A 12,993-nucleotide genomic window follows, 5' to 3' on the forward strand; every position below is an offset into this window, starting at 1 on the left:
CGAGTTCGCGGTGCGGGATCTCATGCGCCGCGACGGGTTCGAAGCCGAGCAGGTCGGCGGAGCACACGATGACGGCTGCGACGTACGTGGTGTCGACGCTGATGGCCGGATCTGGGTCGTTCAGTGCAAGCACAAGCGGGATGGCTGGGAGGGCAAGGCCATCGGGGTGGAGGTCCTGCAGCGGCTCGCCGGCACGGCGAAAACGGTCCACGGGGCCCAGTTCGCGGTCATCATCACCAACGGCCGGTTCACCCTGCCAGCGGTGGAGCGGAGCGAGACGTACGGCGTCCACCTGATCGACCGTGGCCGGCTGGAGCTGTGGGCCGCCGAGGGCCGGCCGCTGTGGAAGCTGCTGGAAGGGGTCAAGCCCGCCCGGCGGCTGCCCGGACAGCGGCGCCGGCGGCGGCCGGGGTCTGCCCAGGCCGTCGCCGGGGTGCCGGCCTCGGGCCGTCAGGGCCTGCCGAGGGCGCGGTAGATCCACCCCGCGCCGCGCCAGTCGCCGGCGCTCAGGGTGCCGCGGGCGTCGATCACCTTCGGGCTGGCGACGCGGGAGGCGAGGCGGGCGGGGTCGATGTGCCGGTAGGGACCACTCGGTCAGGTGCAGCAGCAGGTCGGCGTCCTGCGCGGCGGCGATCGGGTCGTCGGCGTAGTCGAGGGCGGGGTGGAGCTTGCGGGCGTTGTCGAGGGCCTTGGGGTCGGTGACGGTGACACAGGCGCCGAGGTCGTGCAGGGCCTGGGCGACGGCGAGGGCGGGCGAGTCGCGGATGTCGTCGGTCTCGGGCTTGAAAGCGGCGCCCCAGACGGTGATCCGCTTGCCCCGCACGTCGCCGCCGAGCTCCTGGCGGGCCAGGGCGGCGACGCGCTCGCGGCGGCGGGCGTTGACGGCGTCGGCTTCGCGCAGAATCCCGGCGGCCTGGCCGGCGTCGAGCTCGTCGGCGCGGGCGATGAACCCGCGCAAGTCCTTGGGCAGGCAGCCGCCGCCGAACCCGAGCCCGGGGCGCATGCCGCGGCGGCCGATGCGGTGGTCGTGGCCGAGGATGTCGGCGAGTTCGCCGACGTCGGCGCCGGAGGCTTCGCAGACCTCGGCCATCGCGTTGACGAAGGAGATCTTGGTGGCGAGGAAGGAGTTCGCGGCGCCCTTGGCGAGCTCGGCGGTGGCCCAGTCGGTGACGATCGTCGGCGTACCGGCGTCGATGATCTTCTCGAACGCCTCCCGCATCACGGTCTCGGCGCGGGAGCGGCCGGGGCCGAAGCCGAGGACGAGCCGGTCGGGGCGCAGGGTGTCCTCGATGGCGAAGGACTCGCGCAGGAACTCCGGGTTCCACGCGATCTCGACCAGGTCGCCTGCCGGTGCGAGCTCGTGGAGCAGTTCGGCGACGCGGGGCGCGGTGCCGACGGGGACGGTGGACTTGACCGCGACGACCGTCGGCCGGGTCAGGTGCGGGGCCAGCTGGCGGACAGCGTCGAAGAGGTGGGTGAGGTCGTAGGAGCCGTCGGGCTGCTGCGGGGTGCCGACGCCGATGAAGTGCAGGTCGGCGAAGTCGGCGGCCTCGGCGAAGGATGCGGTGAACCGCAGCTGGCCGGAGGCGGTGTGCTGGGCGAGGAGGTCGTCGAGGTCCCGTTCGTAGAAGGGGGCCCGGCCGGTGGACAGGGTGTGGACCTTGTCGATGTCCAAGTCCATGCCGAGGACCTGGTGGCCGAGTTCGGCCATGCAGGCCGCGTGGGTGGCGCCGAGGTAGCCGCATCCGATGACGGTCATCTTCATGGGCGGGTCGTCCCTTCGGGTGGGGCCGCCCACGCGACCCCACCCTGCCCCCACGGTGCGGGGGGTCAGGAGGGCCGGGCGGCCAGGTGGCGGTGGATCCCGGCCCGGATGAACGGCGGGATCGTGAGGATGTCGAGGTGTTCGGGGGCGAAGAACTGGAGCTTGACGCCTTCGGCGAGCGGCAGTTGCGTCTCGTCGCCGTCCCAGCAGGCGGCGAAGAACGTGATCAGCTGCCCGGAGCCGCGGGTGTCGCGGATCTCGAACAGCTCGGTGAGGTCGCGGGGTTCGAGGCCGGCTTCCTCGTCGAGCTCGCGGACGATCGTGGCGGCCGGGGCTTCGCCGGGGTCGCAGCCGCCGCCCAGCAGGCTCCAGTGGTTCGGCCAGGCGATGACGCCGGGCAGGTCGTCGCGCAGGTGCATCAGCAGCTCGCCGCGGCGGTTGGTGATGATGGCGACGGCTCCGCGGGCGGTGGCCGGCCCCTGGACGTCGGTGGTGTCGGAGTGCATGCCGACACGGTAGTGACCGCGAGAATCGTCATGCTGCTGTCCTGAGGATCTGGTCGGAGAACCAGGCGGCGGCCATCAGGGCCTGCATGCGGGTGCGGTCGAACCGGCCGCCGGGGGCGAGCCCGGTCTCCAGTAGCGGCCGCCAGGCGGGCGGGGCGTCGGCGAGCGCGGTCTTGATCGCCGCGTCGGCCCAGGCCGCGAGCTGGCCGTTGAGCCAGGCCGGGACGGGACTGGCGAAGCCGAGCTTGTCCCGGCTCGCCCAGACCTCGCGGGGCAGGCCAAGGGCCTTGGCGGCGTCTCGCAGGATCCGCTTGCCCTGCGCCGGGTCGGTGATCTTGTAGGAGGCGGGGAGCCGGTAGGACAGCTCGACCAGGTCGCGGGCCAGGTACGGGGAGCGGCGCTCCAGGGCGTAGGCGGAGGCGAGCTTGTCGCTGGTCATCACCAGCGGCCGCCAGGCCGTGGCCAGGTCGGCGAGGGTGAGCCCGCGGGCGAGGTCGCCGCCGGCCCGGGCGAACGCGTCGGCGACCAGGTCGCGGATCCGGCCCTCGGGGTCGGGTCCACGCAGCACCAAGCGGGTCACCGCCTCCGCCGGAGCGAGCGGCGCACCGGCCGGGTGCAGGAGCTTGCCAGCCAGCGGCCGGTACGCCTGAAGGCCGGCGGCGAGCACCTTCTCCGGGCCGAAGAGGACGAGGGCCTGGCGGACGTAGCCCATGAGGAACTCGTCCGGCCCGAGCCCTCCGACCACCACACGCAGGCCCAGGTCGGCGATCTTCCGGTAGGCCATGTGCTCCGAGAAGGTGGAGGCGTTGCCCATCGGGTAGTCCAGGGCCCGCACCATGTGCGGCAGGGCCCCGGTGAAGTCGGCCGGGTCCGGTTCGACCACCACCAGCTCGGCGCCGATGTCCCGGGCGATCACCGCAGCGGTGTCCGACTCGTCCAGGCGGTCCTGGCCCGGGTAGCGCACGGTGACGCACACCGGCGGCCGCATCAGGTACGCGAGGACGGCGGAGTCCAGACCGCCCGACAGCAGCAGCGCGAAGTCGCAGGCCGGCACGCGCAGCGGGATCTGCTCGGTCAGGACGGTGGAGAACTTCGCCAGGGCCTCGCGGTAGGTGCCGGTGTACGGGGCGCGGTCCTCCAGGTGCCACCACGTCATCTGATCGACGCTGCCGGTGGGCACGTCGAAGGTCAGCAGCGTGGCCGGGGCGAGCAGCTGGATGCCCTGGAAGGGGGTGTCGACGCCGACCGGCGTCTCGATCGCGGTGACCTCGGGCCGTAAGACCAGCGGCGCCGGGCCGTACCCGGTCAGGGTGGTGACCTCGGAGGCGAACGCGAGGCGGCCGCCGTCCAGCCGCCAGTACAGCGGCTTCTCCCCCAGCCGGTCGCGCGCCAGGAACAGCTTCGCGGTACGCGGGTCGTAGACGGCCAGGGCGAACATGCCGTCGAGCCCGTCCAGGCAGGGGGGGCCGATCCTGGCCCAGGCGCGCAGCAGGAAGTGGGCGTCCGACTCGCGCTCGCCGATCTCGATGCCGCAGGCGGCGGCCTGCCGGCGCCAGTTGTAGATCTCCCCGTTGAAGGCCAGCACCAGCCCGGTGCCCGGATCGGTGTACGGGCCGGAGTAAGCGTACGGGTCGACGATCAGGAGCGTGTTCATGGCCAGCACCGCCCGGCCGTCCCTCGTGGCGGCGTGCATCGTGCCGTCCGGGCCGCGGTAGCGCTGCGCGGCGCCCATGGCGGCGATCGTGCTCTCGTGCCGGGCGGCGTCTCCTCCGGCCAGTCCAGCGATTCCGCACATCCTGGTTCACCCCCGAGCGTGAAGTCGTCGTGGTGCCTGGCGACGGCCGCCGCCGGAGGGCTTCCTCCCCGGCCCGGCGGCGGCCGTGCCCCCATCTCACCGTCCGGGCGCCGGACCGGGGAGGGCTCACAAGGGGGCTCACAACTCGCAGAAGCGGTTCGATGCGACCCCGGGAGGCAATACCCTCGGTTGCCAGGCATGCGCGAGGCGTACGGCTTGGTGCTCGCCGGGAATTGACCTGCCCGGCTGCGCAATCAGGCCGGGCACGCCGTTCGTCGTGTGGGCACCTTCAGCACCTGGTCGAGAAGGGGGACACGGTGGCCTCGACCGCCCGCCGGAGCCGTCCGCCCAACGCGGACCTGGCCCGGCTCATCGAAGCCTGCGGCGCGAGCAAGAAGTCCCTGCCCCTGCGAGTCAACCAGCTCGCCCATCAGGCCGGGATGGAGACCGACTACTCGCACACCTCCATCGCGAACTGGTGCCAGCGCGGCATGATCCCGAAGTGGCCCGTGCCCAACCTCCTCGCGCAGGCGATCGGCGAACGGCTCGGCCGCCCCGTGGATCTCAGCGACATCGGTATGGGCGAGGCCGAGACACCGGATGCTGATGTGGGGTTGGATTTCCCCCGGGACCGCGCGGATGCGGTCCGGGTAGCCACCTCGTTCTGGAGCAGCGTGAACCGCCGCGACTTCCTCACCGGATCCGGCTTCGCCGTGTCCGCGTTCACCACCCCGGTCACCCGCTGGCTGTCACCCCCGCCAACGAGGCCGCCGACCACGCCGGCGGCCAGCAGGTCGGCCGCGCCGACCTCGACGAGCTGCGGGACGCCGCCGACGAGGCCCGCCGCTGGGACTCCAAGTACGGCGGCGGGAACTGGAAGGCCAACTCCGTCACCGCCTGCCTGACCGAACGCGCCGCCCCGCTCCTGCGCGGCTCGTTCTCCGACGCGGTGGGCCGCGAGCTGTTCTCCGTCACCGCGGAGCTCTCCCGGCTGGCCGGCTGGACCGCGTTCGACGTCGGCCAGCACGACGCCGCCCAGCGCCACTTCATCCAGGCCCTGCGCCTGGCCCGGGCCGGCCGTGACGTTCAGCTCGGCTGCTACGTCCTGACCACCATGGCCATGCAATCCCTGCTGCGCGGCTTCGCCTCCGAAGCCGTGGACATGGCCCAGGGCGCCTTCGAACGCGCCAAGGGACACGCGCGGGTGCTGGCGTTCACCAAGCTCATCGAGGCCCGCGCCCATGCCCGCGACAACGACCCCAAGGCGGCCTCCCGCGCGCTGGCCGCCTCCGAGACCCTCCTCGGCCAGGCGGATGCCCGGGGCGGTGACGAGCCGGGGTGGATCGACTTCTACCACCACGCCCGGCTGTCCGCGGACGCCGCTGAGGTCTTCCGCGACCTGAAGAACCCCAAGGCCGCCCTCGCCTGGAACCAGCAGGCCGCCGCCATGCCGACCGGGGTGTTCACCCGCTCTGTCGGCATGCGGCTCGCCATCGTCGGCACCGCCCACCTCCAGGCCCGCGACCTCGACCACGGACTCGACCTCGGCAACCGGTCTGTCGACATCCTTGCCCGCGTCCAGTCCAGCCGCGCCAAGGACTACGTCCGCGAGTTCACCGACGCCCTCGCCGCATGGCGCCGCGAGCCGGCCGTCCGCGACTTCCTCCACCGCGCCCGCACCGAACTGAGCATCGCGGCCTGACCCGGCATCCGCGCCCGGCGGATCCCGAAGGCCGGCAGAACCGCATGCAGCACGGGGAGGGCGCGGGAGCCGCCGGTGGTGCTCCTACTGCGCCCGTTGGAACCGGGAGACCTCCACGGCCCACTGCGCCACCGCTTCAAGGTCTCCCCGCGGCCGCGGCCGGCCGGCAGCAGCCGCGATCCGGGGGTAGGCCGGATGCATGTCGTGATCGGCCCCGGTAACCAGCGCGGACAGCAACGGCGCGGTCCCCGCGCGGCTCCGGTCCACATCGATGAGCACGCTGGTTTGCTGGCTCCGCTCGAGGGCGGGCAGACCCGGCGGGAGCTGGGCGCGAATCTGCGCCCAGGTGAGCGTCGTGCCGGTCGCTGCCGCCTTCTGCAGGATGGTCTTGACCGCGGCGGCCAGCGGGTCGAGCTTCACCCGCGCGGGGCTCTCCGGCTTCCCGGCCGCCGTGGGCTTCGTGCGGGCACGGGGCTCAGGGGCCGGGGTGCGCGCCGGGCGTCGCTGTCGCGCCTTGCGGCCCCAGCCGGCGACCCGCTTGCGTTCGGGGTCCCTGAGGTTGGGGCCTGCGATGTTCGCCGCCCTCGTCAGCTCCTCCACCAGCTGCGCCAGCTCATCGTCGGCCAGGAGGTCGCCTTCGCGGTCGAGCCGCTCCAGCAGGGCACGCGCTCGTGCTGCCGACTCCTTCGCCCGGTTCGGTTTCTTGCTCTTGGCAGACCCCGGCCTCGGTGCGGCCTGGGCCGGCCGGTGGTGTACCTGCCTGCGCAAGGCCGCCTTGTTCGGGGACTGATCGGCGTAGTCGTGCTCGCGCAAATAGGCGCGGGCCGCGGCCAGGATGCGGTGCTCCTCGGCGCTGGCACCCCGCCGGGTCAGGGACGCGGCCTGCTGAATCCCCGAGCGGACATCCCACGCCCGCCGTTCACGGACCGCGGCCTCCAGGTCTTTGAAGATGCGGCGCTGGTACTCCTCGTGAGTGGCCAGCCACGCCTTCGCTTCCTGAAGGGCCCGCTCAGCCTCGGCCCGGGCCGTGGAGGACAGGCCGTCCAGGAAGGCGCTGCTGCCGTTGCAGAGCCGGCGCACGTGGTCCACTGTCCCCGTCCGCTGCGCCGCTTCCAGGCCGCGGACGAACGTGACCACGCTCTCCGGCAGAGCGCCTCCGCTGGCAGACGGCCGCCGTGCGGCCGGCCGGCTGCCAGCGGAGGCGCGGTCCCGCAGAATGCGGGCGGCGGCAGGGGTGAGTAGGCCCTCGTCCGTCCACGTGCACTCGCTGAACGGGACCCACTCGGTGGGGCGGGCCAGGCTCTGGGTTCCGACCCATACGCGGCGATCCGCTCCGTTGCTGTCGCACCTGACGCGGTAGACGTACGGGCAGCCCGCGAGCACGTCCGGATCCGGCACCACCCCGGGGCCGAGGATCACCGCGCCCTGGCGCTCCCAGTTTGGCCGCACGGCGCTGTCCATGTGGATGCGCAGGGACAGGCCGCCCTCCAGATCGACGTCGACAAGGGAGCCGATCGGCGGCGGAAAGGCGAACCGGGCGGCTCGGCCGTACTCGAGCAGCGAGCGCGACATCGCCGACTTCACGTACAGGTGGTCCGCGCTGGACTCGCCGACGGACGGCCGTCGGCAGGTGTTCGGCGCGCCGTTCGGCAGCGGATTGTGCTGGAAGTGACACTGGCGATCGACGTAGAGCTTGGTGGCGAGCTGGCCCCCGCAGCCGCCTAGGAGCAGCCCGCACCAGAACGTGTCCTGCTGGTGGGCGCGGCGGAAGACGTCGAGCTCGATCGCCTCTGTCGGCAGGATGATCGGGACATCGGAGTGTTCATCACCGATGACCGCGGTCTGCACCAGTCTCGTGTCCCGCACCACGTCGCCCCCACTGAACTCTCTGCAACAAACGATAGATCGCCGGCTGCAGATGCGCGGGCGTTCCGCTGGCAGCGGACCCTCCAGTAGGCCGGGACACCCACGTAACCGAGTACGGGCATGGACGACACCGAGGCGGCCGAGATCGCCGCCCAGACGACTGGCGGCAAGGGCGAGTTCGCGCAGTTCGCCGTCTCCGGGGCCCGCGAAGGTGACGCCTTCGCCCACGAGGCCGCTCGCGTCCCCGCCCGGTTCGACAAGCTCAAACGACCCCAGATGGCTGTACGCCCGGCTCACCGCCGGGCACGCCGAACCGGCCATCGCCGGATGACCGCCAGGTCCCTGGTGCTCGTCGAGCCAGGCGCGCGGCTCGGCTGGCTTCGCCACCGCTCCCTGGCCGCGCTCGCGCCCGTGCACGGCCGCCGCGTACCGCTTGCCGAGGTCCTGGCCGCGACCGAGCTCTCGGGCACCGGCACGGTGGGCGGACTGATGCTCGACCGCCTGGTCGCAGACGGTGCCCTGACCGGCTGGAACCCGCAAGCGGGCCCTGGACGCCGCCTATCCGCTCGGCGGCTTCCTCCTCCACCACCTGCTGGCGGCGACCCTCGCAAGGTCGTGCTCGTGCACTCCAGCGTGGCCGTGGCGTCCGGCAACCACCGCCGAGGGACACCGGCCCCCAACCGGCCACCCGTCGTGGTCCCCAACTTCAAATGGCGCGACGGCGTGCGGCAGGACGTCGAGCGGCGGGCGGAGCACTCGTCGGCGCGCACACCCGCTACTTCACGGTCCTGGCCTCCCGGCTCGTCGAGCCCGCTGGCCGCGTCATCGCCATCGAACCGTCCCCCGCCTTCCACCGGACGCTAGGGGCGAACCTCGCGGCCAACGGTTGCGGCAACGTCCGCACCATCAACGCCGCCGTCTCCGACGCCACGGGGCGGATGACCTTCTACCTGAAGCGTTCCACCAACCTCGGCGGCTCCACCGCCGTCCTCCCGCGCACCGTGGAAGCCTCCATCGACGCCGACTGGGCGCCGCTCCCGCAGCTGCTCACCGAGGCCTAGCTTGCTGCAGCCCGCCAGATCAAGCTCGACGTCGAAGGCGGCGCGGCCGCGGCCGTACGCGGGCTCCCCCCGCTCCCGCCCTTCGGCTGCGCGACGACGCCGAACTGGTCATCGAGGTCACCCCCAACTGCTGGCCAAGCAGGTCCAGGCCGTCGAGGAAGTCCTCGGCCCCTTACGCGAGCACAGCTTCAACCCCTACAGGCTCGCCAACGACCGCGCCGCGGCCAGCCACCCAGCCGCCCTGTCCAAACCCGCGCCAGCGGTTCGATGGAACGGGCCCGTCACCGAGAGGAGCGACCTCGTTCTGTCCCGCACAGACGCCGACACCCTGCCGCCCCAGCCCTGAACCACACGCCGTACGCTCCAGCCGCCCGGACGGAGGAGGTGACGGGCCTCCGGCCGGGCGCCTGGCCCGCGTTGCGGCGCACAGCAACCGGTAGCGCCGGCCTGCGCCTCGGTCTAGACCGGCCAGTCCGCGGCTCCCGCCTTTCACCCGCGGCACCTCGGTGGTGCCGTCCGTGCTGGTCAACGACCAGTCCCGCTTCTGCGTCCCGGTGCGACTTTTCCTCCAGTCGGCCGGGCGTACGGTTGAGGCAGGGCCGGGCAAGTGCGCCGCTGCGCGTACATCTTCTGCTCCCAGCCGCTGCCGGTACGTTCCCGCAGCGACCGGCGATTTTGCTCCGCGCGGTGCAAGGTTGCTGCCCGGCGGTGGCGCCGCCACTTTGAGGAGGCCGTCGAGATCGGCCTGTCATACACCCTGGGCCGCCCGACCGAGCAGGTCGTGCGCTGCCCGTCCTGCGGCCAGCGCTTCGCCCTCGGCCACGGCCACCGCCGAGACTCCCGCTACTGCGGGCCGGCTTGTCGGCAGGCCGCGGCCACCTACCGCGCCCGCAAGGCCGCCGAGCAGGTACGCGAAGGCGTCAAGGCCCCTTGCAGCGTGGTGCCTCCCGGTACCCGCTTCGGAGCTCTGACCAGCACAAAGCCGGTTGAGTTCGTGGGGGCGCGCACTGTAGGCCGGAGCCAGTCTTCCTCCGCTCCGTTTCCGTCTTCGTCGTCGTCGAGTGGTGAGCGTCCGGGTTGCGCAGCGGGCGCCGGCTCCCTTCGGCGGGACGGAGGCGGCGAAGCCTTAGCGGCCCAGCACATTGAGGTTCTTGTGCTTCAGCGGGGACAGTCGAGCCGCGTCCTCCAGAGGGCGATGGAGTCGTGGGCGAGCACGAGGACCACGAGCACGGCACCGAACCGGCGCGGCCAGCACTTACCGCGGCCCGTGCCCGGGAGCTGTCGGCCGAGCTGCGCGAGGCGATGGACGACGTCCGGCGCTCCGTAGCGGTGCTCGCCGCCCGAGCACGCCGCCCGCGTCCTGGTGGTCGGCCCACGACGTGTCACCGGCACGGACCGACCGGGACCTCGGTTCCAGTCAAGGAGTGTCTTGCCTGCTGCCGTAGGCCGATGCTGCTCCTGGCGCCACCGGTGTGCAGCTGTGCACCGTTCCGACCTGGCAGTGGGCGGTGGTGCATCCGGCTCTTGCCGCACTGCGGTCGGCGCTGGGTCGGACGCCTGGTAGCCCGTCGCCCCGTGCCGCTGTCAGGCGATGCCGAAGCGCCCCGAAGCCGTGTCCCCTCCGAGGGTGCTCTGCGCCCCGAGCGGCACTCCGCGCCGATGCTGCACGCCGCGGGTCATCCCCAGCCGGGGACCGGCGACCCAGGTTCCTCCCAGCCTTCGACCCGCTCGTCCTCATAACCCGGTCAGGAAGGCGGCGACCGTTCGATTCCAGGACGGCTGAGGGCCCCGGGCTTCCTTTAGCCCGGGGCCCTCAGCGGTGTCTGGTGTGGCCGTCAGCCGCTCAGCTCCTTGCGGCCGCTGCCGCCGCTGATGGCGATCTTGCGGGGCTTGGCCTGCTCGGCGACCGGGATCCGCAGCTTCAGCACGCCTGCCTCGTAGGAGGCTTCGATCTTCTCGGTGTCGAGGGTCTCGCCGAGGAACAGCTGCCGGTTGAACGTCCCCGCGGGCCGCTCGGTGACCACCGTCTCGGTGTTCTCGCCGTACGCCGGCTTGCGTTCGGCCTTCACGGTCAGGACGTTGCGCTCGACATCGAGGTCGATGGACTCCGGGTTCACGCCCGGCAGGTCCAGCTCCACGAAGAACGTCTCGCCCTCGCGCCAGGCGTCCATCGGCATGCCGGCCGGGTGTGCGGCTGTGCCCCAGACCCGTTCGACGAGCCGGTCCAGCTCGCGGAAGGGATCCGTACGCATCAGCATCTTCCATCCCTCCTTGGAGGTCGTTTCGCACGCCGTTTGCTCTGCTCCTTATATACCACGCAGCCAGAAAGTTGATACCTACTGGCTCAACTTGTGGGCTGCAGCCATGCGGCATCACCTTGCGGGTCAGGGGTGGACAGGGCCAGACGGGCGTATGGGGTGCCGCGGCCGACGGTCGACACAACGAGCACCGGCCCGTTCATGCGCACAGCAACGAAGTCCCGGCCACGGGTGTGCTCGATCTCGCCCACGCACCAGCGCCCCGGACGGAAGCGGTACCGGGAGGCCGGGCGGGGGCGCACCGCACGCCACCAGTGCGGCTCCACCCGGACCTCGTCCACAAACCTCAGCGGCAGCCGCACGGTGCGCCGCCGCGCCGCCAGCGCCCACCGCCAGGGCAGACGCACCACCAGATCGCCGTCGTCGACATGCAGCCGCGTCACGATGCTCACCTGCCTTCCGCTACACGCCTGGGTGCATCGCGGGCCGCCGGCCCGCGATGCACCCAGGTCGGGTTGGACAACGCCCTGTCAGTGGGCCATCCGGGCACCGGACGCCGGACGCCGCCACGACCGCGATTCGGGATCGGCGTGCGTGCGGTACTCCCGCCAGGCCGCGGCCAGCCAGATGCCGCCCGCGACCAGCGCGTACAGGCCCAGAACCAGGGCGATGGCGACCGCACCGGCATCCGGGCGCAGCCACAGCAGCACGCCCGCCGCCACCGACACGGCGGCAGAGACGCGCCACAGCCACGCATGTCCCAGCTCGTGCCGCATCCGGGTTGCCGCCCACAGCTCCAGGCAGCCCGTGATGATCGCCCAGGCGCCCGCCATGCCCACCAGCGCCAGCGCCGTCAGTCCCGGCCACAGGGCCGTCAGCACGGCGGCCACCACGCTCAGCGCGCCGGCACCGGCGCAGGCCAGTGCGGACCGGCGCTCGCGCCGGTGGCGCCAGGCCGTCGTCATGAGCATCGCGCCGTCGACCAGCGCGTACGCGCCGAACACCAAAGCCATGGCCAGCACCGTCAGCTGCGGCCACATCAGCGTCACTGCGCCGAAGGCGACCGCAGCGGCACCGCGGGCCCCCAGCAGCAAGACAGTCCTCTTGCTCTCCGTCACTAGCAGCCCTCCTTCCGACTGTCCGCGCCGACCAGCCTTGCCGGAGCAACCGGGCGTCGGCGCAACCGAATGCTTACTGCACGTAGTATGAAATTGAGTCGGATGCTGTCAACTTCACCTAGTGCTCACTTGTCAAGGAACCTGCGGTCGGCTATATGGATGAGCGGCAGATATCCGGTGACCCGAACCGCCCGGGGTGGGCGACCAGCGAGTGAAGGGAGAACAGGCATGCTTGCGCGTACCGGCACCCTGGACGATCTTGACCGGCTGGTGCACCAGCTGGCGCGCGCCGCCGACCAGACCGCGGCCGCCATTGCGGCAGACGCCTGGCGCGACGACGAGGCCCTGTACGTGCAGTTCGATCTGCCGGGCATGGACCGCTCCAGCATCGAACTGGCCACCGAACGCGGCGTCCTCACCCTGAGCGCCGAGCGCCCCTCACCCATCCCCGCCGGCGCCCGGACCGTGCTCACCGAACGCCCCACCGGACGGTTCACCCGGCGCCTGGCCCTGTCCGACGCCCTGGACACCGCAGCCGCCGAGGCCGCCTACGACAACGGCGTCCTCACCCTGCGCATCCCGCTGGCCCCACACGCCAAGCCCCGCAAGATCGCCATATCCGGCGGCACGCCCAAGCAGCTCACCGCCTGAACAAACCGCCCCCAAAGGAGGAGTCATGGGCGCCCTGCTGTGGCTGCTCATACCGCTCACCGCCGGCCTCACCGCCAGCATCTGGGCCTGGGGCACCGGACGTCGCAACCCCAGCCCGCCCGACCGCGACACCTTCGAAGACCTCGACCGCTACCAGCGGATGCGGACCGTCCTCGGCAACCACTGACCACCAGAGTGCTTGGACGTGCTCTCGGCTGCATCGCATCGTCCGCCTGCTGCGCGGGGCCTCTCACCGAGGACCTATGGCGCC

The 12,993-nt window shown here is 72.1% G+C and carries 12 protein-coding genes and 1 pseudogene; 6 read left to right on the forward strand and 7 right to left on the reverse strand.

Annotated elements, in window-relative coordinates:
• Positions 1–22 precede the first annotated feature (22 nt).
• On the forward strand, positions 23–475 hold the full coding sequence (locus ABZV94_RS15300; RefSeq protein WP_356340722.1) for a restriction endonuclease: 453 nt from the start codon (positions 23–25) through the stop codon (positions 473–475).
• On the opposite strand, the pseudogene ABZV94_RS15305 reads toward ABZV94_RS15300, so the two are convergent.
• The 3 genes and pseudogenes from ABZV94_RS15305 to ABZV94_RS15315 all read right to left on the reverse strand — a co-directional run bounded on the left by ABZV94_RS15305 (position 451) and on the right by ABZV94_RS15315 (position 4,066).
• Positions 451–1,765, reverse strand: a pseudogene (locus ABZV94_RS15305) (UDP-glucose/GDP-mannose dehydrogenase family protein). The gene ABZV94_RS15300 and the pseudogene ABZV94_RS15305 sit on opposite strands and share 25 nt — an antisense overlap.
• Positions 1,766–1,830: 65 nt before the next feature.
• A complete protein-coding gene (locus ABZV94_RS15310; RefSeq protein ID WP_024127672.1) occupies positions 1,831–2,271 on the reverse strand; it encodes an NUDIX domain-containing protein in 441 nt (146 codons plus the stop codon).
• Positions 2,272–2,299: 28 nt separating this feature from the next.
• Complete coding sequence (locus tag ABZV94_RS15315; RefSeq protein WP_024127671.1) at positions 2,300–4,066, reverse strand: asparagine synthetase B; 1,767 nt, start codon at positions 4,064–4,066, stop codon at positions 2,300–2,302.
• Positions 4,067–4,383: 317 nt separating this feature from the next.
• Between ABZV94_RS15315 and ABZV94_RS15320 the strand changes: the two genes are divergently transcribed.
• Both ABZV94_RS15320 and ABZV94_RS15325 read left to right on the forward strand, forming a co-directional pair.
• A complete protein-coding gene (locus tag ABZV94_RS15320; protein ID WP_258404866.1) occupies positions 4,384–4,971 on the forward strand; it encodes a hypothetical protein in 588 nt (195 codons plus the stop codon).
• A gap of 44 nt (positions 4,972–5,015) precedes the next feature.
• A complete protein-coding gene (locus ABZV94_RS15325; RefSeq protein ID WP_356340714.1) occupies positions 5,016–5,768 on the forward strand; it encodes a sporulation protein in 753 nt (250 codons plus the stop codon).
• 84 nt (positions 5,769–5,852) lie between these two features.
• Here ABZV94_RS15325 and ABZV94_RS15330 read toward each other — a convergent pair whose 3' ends face one another.
• Positions 5,853–8,021 (reverse strand): hypothetical protein, encoded by a 2,169-nt coding sequence (locus ABZV94_RS15330; protein ID WP_356340715.1) that lies wholly within the window; start codon positions 8,019–8,021, stop codon positions 5,853–5,855.
• Between the two features lie 323 nt (positions 8,022–8,344).
• Between ABZV94_RS15330 and ABZV94_RS15335 the strand changes: the two genes are divergently transcribed.
• The gene (locus ABZV94_RS15335; RefSeq protein ID WP_024127666.1) at positions 8,345–8,695 is read left to right on the forward strand and encodes an FkbM family methyltransferase; all 351 of its coding nucleotides are present in this window, start codon (positions 8,345–8,347) and stop codon (positions 8,693–8,695) included.
• Between the two features lie 1,835 nt (positions 8,696–10,530).
• Here ABZV94_RS15335 and ABZV94_RS15340 read toward each other — a convergent pair.
• The 3 genes from ABZV94_RS15340 to ABZV94_RS15350 form a co-directional block, all read right to left on the reverse strand.
• The gene (locus tag ABZV94_RS15340) at positions 10,531–10,953 is read right to left on the reverse strand and encodes an Hsp20/alpha crystallin family protein (protein ID WP_024127664.1); all 423 of its coding nucleotides are present in this window, start codon (positions 10,951–10,953) and stop codon (positions 10,531–10,533) included.
• Positions 10,954–11,039: 86 nt separating this feature from the next.
• Entirely contained in the window at positions 11,040–11,405 is a 366-nt protein-coding gene (locus ABZV94_RS15345; RefSeq protein ID WP_356340717.1) for a hypothetical protein, read from the reverse strand.
• Between the two features lie 78 nt (positions 11,406–11,483).
• Positions 11,484–12,071, reverse strand: coding sequence for a DUF308 domain-containing protein (locus tag ABZV94_RS15350; protein ID WP_356340718.1), 588 nt, complete (start codon positions 12,069–12,071; stop codon positions 11,484–11,486).
• Between the two features lie 228 nt (positions 12,072–12,299).
• Between ABZV94_RS15350 and ABZV94_RS15355 the strand changes: the two genes are divergently transcribed.
• Together ABZV94_RS15355 and ABZV94_RS15360 are read left to right on the forward strand one after the other, a co-directional pair.
• Positions 12,300–12,722, forward strand: coding sequence for an Hsp20/alpha crystallin family protein (locus ABZV94_RS15355; RefSeq protein ID WP_024127661.1), 423 nt, complete (start codon positions 12,300–12,302; stop codon positions 12,720–12,722).
• A 25-nt stretch (positions 12,723–12,747) separates the two neighbouring features.
• On the forward strand, positions 12,748–12,909 hold the full coding sequence (locus ABZV94_RS15360; RefSeq protein WP_181412046.1) for a hypothetical protein: 162 nt from the start codon (positions 12,748–12,750) through the stop codon (positions 12,907–12,909).
• The last annotated feature ends 84 nt before the right edge of the window (positions 12,910–12,993 follow it).

The organism is Streptomyces sp. NPDC004658, assembly GCF_040609555.1.
Taxonomy (GTDB): Bacteria; Actinomycetota; Actinomycetes; order Streptomycetales; family Streptomycetaceae; genus Streptomyces.

Bases quoted from the DNA above. Each gene is read 5' to 3' on its own strand.
- ABZV94_RS15300 (WP_356340722.1), top strand. From the start codon at position 23: ATGCGCCGCGACGGGTTCGAAGCCGAGCAGGTCGGCGGAGCACACGAT.
- ABZV94_RS15310 (WP_024127672.1), bottom strand. From the start codon at position 2,271: ATGCACTCCGACACCACCGACGTCCAGGGGCCGGCCACCGCCCGCGGA.
- ABZV94_RS15315 (WP_024127671.1), bottom strand. From the start codon at position 4,066: ATGTGCGGAATCGCTGGACTGGCCGGAGGAGACGCCGCCCGGCACGAG.
- ABZV94_RS15335 (WP_024127666.1), top strand. From the start codon at position 8,345: ATGGCGCGACGGCGTGCGGCAGGACGTCGAGCGGCGGGCGGAGCACTC.
- ABZV94_RS15340 (WP_024127664.1), bottom strand. From the start codon at position 10,953: ATGCTGATGCGTACGGATCCCTTCCGCGAGCTGGACCGGCTCGTCGAA.
- ABZV94_RS15355 (WP_024127661.1), top strand. From the start codon at position 12,300: ATGCTTGCGCGTACCGGCACCCTGGACGATCTTGACCGGCTGGTGCAC.
- ABZV94_RS15360 (WP_181412046.1), top strand. From the start codon at position 12,748: ATGGGCGCCCTGCTGTGGCTGCTCATACCGCTCACCGCCGGCCTCACC.